At 74.2% G+C, this 4,635-nt stretch carries 5 protein-coding genes; 3 read left to right on the top strand and 2 right to left on the bottom strand.

Going from position 1 to position 4,635, the window contains the following annotated elements; genetic code table 11:
- From A5704_RS28755 to A5704_RS05065, 3 genes are all read left to right on the top strand, one after another.
- Positions 1-1,230 (top strand): hypothetical protein (locus A5704_RS28755; protein WP_067887668.1); only part of this gene is annotated, 1,230 nt, incomplete at its 5' end.
- Positions 1,231-1,237: 7 nt separating this feature from the next.
- A complete protein-coding gene (locus A5704_RS05070) occupies positions 1,238-1,891 on the top strand; it encodes a glycosyltransferase family 2 protein (protein ID WP_067887666.1) in 654 nt (217 codons plus the stop codon).
- On the top strand, positions 1,888-2,547 hold the full coding sequence (locus tag A5704_RS05065) for a DUF2064 domain-containing protein (protein WP_067887664.1): 660 nt from the start codon (positions 1,888-1,890) through the stop codon (positions 2,545-2,547). Before A5704_RS05070 ends, A5704_RS05065 begins: the two co-directional genes overlap by 4 nt.
- A gap of 21 nt (positions 2,548-2,568) precedes the next feature.
- Here A5704_RS05065 and A5704_RS05060 read toward each other — a convergent pair whose 3' ends face one another.
- On the bottom strand, positions 2,569-3,921 hold the full coding sequence (locus A5704_RS05060; protein WP_067752119.1) for a hypothetical protein: 1,353 nt from the start codon (positions 3,919-3,921) through the stop codon (positions 2,569-2,571).
- Between the two features lie 11 nt (positions 3,922-3,932).
- Positions 3,933-4,635: o-succinylbenzoate--CoA ligase (menE, locus tag A5704_RS05055; RefSeq protein WP_156737611.1), on the bottom strand; the 703-nt coding region annotated here is incomplete at its 5' end.

The following is a 4,635-nucleotide window of genomic DNA, read 5'->3' as shown; positions in this document are numbered from 1 at the left end:
CTGGCCGGCGGCGACGCCACCGCCACCTTCGACACGATGATGGCCCAACTCGGGAACCGGCCGGACGCCCCGGGCGAGGTGTACCTGGTGGGCGATTCCGCCGAGCTGACCCGGGTCGCCGACCAGTTCCGCGATGCGTCGACCATGCGGGTGCAGGTCGCCGAGGACCCGTCTTTCGCGGTCGCCCGGGGCGCCGCCATGGCGGCCGCGGCGCAGACGGCGTTGTCGGCCGGGGATGCGACGGCGATGGCTCCGGCGGTGGGGCTCACGGGCGACGAGACCGCGATGGCGCCGGCCACGGGGCCCACCGGGGACGAGACGACGGTGGTGCCCCCGCCGGCCGCCGAGGAACCGCAGCTGGCGTACTCGATGACCGAGGACGCCGAGCCGTTCGCCGGCGACGATTACGACCCCGAATACGACGAATACGACGGATACGACGACTTCGATCAGACCGAGGCCATCCCCTCGCGGCTCAGCCGCCGGTCCCTGGTGGTCGGCAACGCCGTGATCGCCTTCGCCGTCATCGGTTTCGCGTCGCTGGCCGCCGCGGTGGCCATCGCGGTGCGTCCCACCGCGAGCCAGCAGCCGGTGGTGGGCCACCAGAACGCCGCCCCGGGCAAGTTCATGCCGTTGTTGCCGACGCAGCAGCAGGCGCCGGTGCCCCCGCCTCCGGCCGACCAGCCCAACGCCGGTTTCCAGGGTGGCGTGATCCCGGACGCCAATGGCCTTCTTCCGGCGCAGGGCACCTCGCCCGGCGCGGGTGTCCCGGCCGCGCCCGCCCCGGTGGCGCCCGACGTGCCCGGCGTCGTCCCCAACCCCAATCCCGCTGTGCCCGTTCCGATCCCGGTCATCGTTCCCGTCCCGATATATCCGCCGCCCTTCAACCCGCCGACGACCACGCCGCCGACGATCACAACCACCACCACCACCACCACGACGCCGACGATCACCACCACCACAACGACGCCCACGACCACGGAGCCGTCCACCACCACGCCCACCACGACGGTGCCGACGACGACCACCCCGCCTACGGTGACGACCACGACGCCGCCGACGAACACCAAGACCCCGCTCACCTCGACGCAAACGCCGACCACCGCGGCGCCCCCGCCCAGCACCCACGAAACGACGGTGGCGCCGCCGCACACGCAGACCCAGCAACCGCAGACCCAGCAACCGCAGACGCTCGCCCCGCAGCAGCCTCACCCCCATCGCGGGTTCTGAGCCGGTGATGCCCGACGCGGTCACGGTGGTGCTGCCCTGCCTGAACGAGGAGGAGTCACTGCCGGCCGTGCTGGCGGCCATCCCCGCCGAATACCGGGCGTTGGTGGTCGACAACAACAGCACCGACGACACCGCCGCGGTGGCGCGGCGGCACGGCGCCGAGGTGGTCGCCGAGCCGCGGGCCGGGTACGGCTCGGCGGTGCACGCGGGCGTGCTCGCCGCGACCACCCCGATCGTCGCGGTCATCGACGCCGACGGCTCGATGGACGCCGGTGACCTGCCGCGCCTGGTCGCCGCGCTCGAGCAGGGCGCCGACCTGGTGATCGGCCGGCGCCGGCCGGTGCCCGGGCTGCATTGGCCGTGGGTGGCCCGGGTCGGCACCGTGGTAATGAGCTGGCGGCTGCGCACCCGCCACGGATTGCCGGTGCACGACATCGCGCCGATGCGGGTGGCGCGGCGCGAGGCGCTGCTGAACCTCGGCGTCGCCGACCGGCGCTCGGGCTATCCGCTGGAGCTGCTGGTGCGCGCGGCGGCAGCCGGTTGGCGCGTGGTCGAGCTCGACGTCAGCTACGGTCCCCGCACCGGCGGGACGTCGAAGGTCAGCGGGTCCCTGCGGGGGAGCGTCACGGCGATCCTGGACTTCTGGAAGGTGATCTCGTGACCTTGCCGGTGACGCTGCTGGTGGTGGCCAAGGCGCCGGAGCCGGGCCTGGCCAAGACCCGGCTCGCGGCCACCGTGGGGGACTTGGTGGCCGCCGAGATCGCCGCGGCCGCGCTGTTGGACACGCTGGACGCGGTCGCCGCCGCGCCGGCGGCGAACCGCGTGGTGGCCATGACCGGCGATCTGGATGCGGCGGCCGGGGCCGCCGAGATTCGGCAACGGCTGCAGGCTTTTACGGTGATTCCGCAGCGCGGTGCCGACTTCGCCGACCGGCTGGCCAACGCCCACGCCGACGCCGCCGACGGCTATCCGGTGGTGCAGATCGGGATGGACACCCCGCAGGTGACCGCCGACCTGCTGACCGACTGTGCCCACCGGCTGCGGGAGGTGCCGGCCGTGCTCGGGCCGGCCGTCGACGGCGGCTGGTGGGTGCTTGGTCTGCGCAGCCCGGCGGCGGCCGAATGCCTGCGCGCCGTCCCGATGTCCCAGCCGGATACCGGATTGCTGACGTATCGAGCGTTGCACGACATGGGAATCGAGCCCTACGCGGCGCCGGTGCTCGCCGACTTCGACGTCGCCGACGACGTGGCCGTGGTGCGCGCGGCCTGCGGCCCGTCCAGCCGCTTCGCGGAGGTCACCCGCGCGGCCGGGCTGTAGCCCGCGAACCGCCGGGGCCGCCTACCAGTTCGTCACGATGACGGTGTTCAGCAGCACGGCGCCGGCGGCGTTGAGCGCCAGCCACACCCGGTGCGACCGGACGGGCAGCAGCGCGGGCGAAGCCGTGAGCCAGATCGTGAATGGCAGCCAGATGCGCTCCACCTCGGCCTTGCTGAGCATGCTCAGGTCGGCGCACGCGATGGCGGCCAGCACGCCCAGCAGCAGCAGGTGAAACCCGGAGCGGCGGCGGATGGCCGCCGCGTCGAACACCCGGCTGACGCCGGCGACGCTGCCCAGGCCGATCGCACACACGACGGACGCCAGGTTGGCCCAGCTCCAATACTGAAACGGGCGGTCCTTGGCGATGCCCTGCCAATACCGTTGCTGCACAAGGTTATAGCCGTCGAACCAGTAGAACCCCGCCACCGCGAAGGTTGACGCCACGGCCACGGCTGCCAGCGTGGCCGGGCCGAGCGCCCGCAGCGCCGCGCGCCAGTCGGCGGCCGAGGCCAGCACCGCCAGCGCCGGCAGGCCCATCAACATCAGGCCGTAGTTGCAGAACACGCCCCAGCCCAGCAGCAGCCCCGCGGCGGCGGCCACCAGCGCGGGGAAGCGGGTTCCGCGGTGCACCGCCACGGCCAGCAGCGCGATGCCCCATGCCGCCACCCCGGCGAAGTAGCCGTCGGCGGAGACCGCGATCCAGATCGCCGTCGGCGCCACCGCCACGAACGGCGCGGCGCGCCGCGCGGTCCGGTCGTCGGCCAGTGCGCGGACGGCGATCAGCACCGCGGCCGCCGCGCTGGACCCGGCCAGCAGGCACAGCAACCCCGCCCAGGCGCCCCCGTGCAGGCCGATCCGGTCCAGCCAGACGAACGTCAGCAGCGCCCCGGGCGGGTGCCCGGAGACGTGGGTGGTCCAGGAGTTCGGTTGGTAGTCGACGATCCGGCTCGCGAAGGTGCGCAGCGTGGCGGGGATGTCGGTGATGCCCGGCACCTGCGACAGGTACTCGTCGCGGGTGGTCAGCCGGCCGGCGAAGCCGCGCTGCCAGCCGTCGATCATCGCCAGCGCGAAGGCCCACCCGCAGGCGGTGGCCCACGTGCTCAGCGTCAGGAGCCGCCACGAAAGGCGTTGCGCCAGAAGTGGTCCCCACACCACCGCGGCGATCGCGATGGCGATGGCAGGCCCGGTGCCCCAGCTGGCGTGAATCTCCCAGGCGCCGAAGATCGGGGCGGCCCCGGTGTGTGTGCCGAACCGCTCCTGGCCGACGTCGGTCCTCGGCCGCACACCCCAGTGCAGCCGCGGCAGCACGAACGCCGCGCCCACCAGCACCGCCCCGACCGCGGCGGCCACAAACTCCCGACGTGCCAGCCTCACGGTCGACCAGCCTATTGATCGGCCGGCCCGGCGAACCGGCGCACCAACCCCGACCGGTCGACCTTGCCGATGCCGCGCCGCGGCAACGCCTCGACGACGTGCAGTTCGCGCGGGGCGGCGGTGGTGTCCAGGGTGCCTGCCACGTGGGCGCGCAGCTCGTCCGGCGTCGGAGCCGCGTGGCCCTCGGCCAGCACGATCGCGGCGACCACCCGCTGGCCCAGCCGGTCGTCGGGCAGGCCGAACACCGCGCAGTCGGCGACGGCGGGGTGGGTGCCCAGCGCCGCCTCGACCAGTTGCGGCAGCACGGTGAGCCCGCCCGTGCTGATCGCGTCGTCCGCGCGGCCCAGCACGGTCAGCACACCCGCCTCGTCGACGGCGCCGAGGTCGTCGGTGCGGAACCAGCCGGGCTCGGCGAACGGGTCGGGCTGCACCGGGTTGCGGTAACCCTGCGCCAGGGTCGCGCCGCCGAGGAGGACGCGGCCGCCGGCGGCGACCTGGACCAGGACGCCGTCCAGCGGCACGCCGTCGTACACGCAACCGCCCGCGGTTTCGCTCATCCCGTAGGTGCGCACCACGGCGACGCCGGCCGCCGCGGCGGCGTCGAGCACCCCCTGCGGGGCCGGGCCGCCGCCGAGCAGGACGGCGTCCAGTTCGGCGAGCGCGGCGGCGGCCGCCGGGTCGGTCAGCGCCTTGGCCAGCTGCGTGGCCACCAGC

Origin of the sequence: Mycobacterium sp. E735, assembly GCF_001666955.1 — a bacterium.
In the GTDB taxonomy this organism is placed as follows: Bacteria; Actinomycetota; Actinomycetes; order Mycobacteriales; family Mycobacteriaceae; genus Mycobacterium.
The sequence above is the reverse complement of the archived record's forward strand: the minus strand, read 5'-3'. Positions and strand labels throughout refer to the sequence as shown.

Excerpts from the sequence above, each read along its gene's own strand:
- A5704_RS05070 (WP_067887666.1), top strand. The coding sequence starts at position 1,238 with ATGCCCGACGCGGTCACGGTGGTGCTGCCCTGCCTGAACGAGGAGGAG.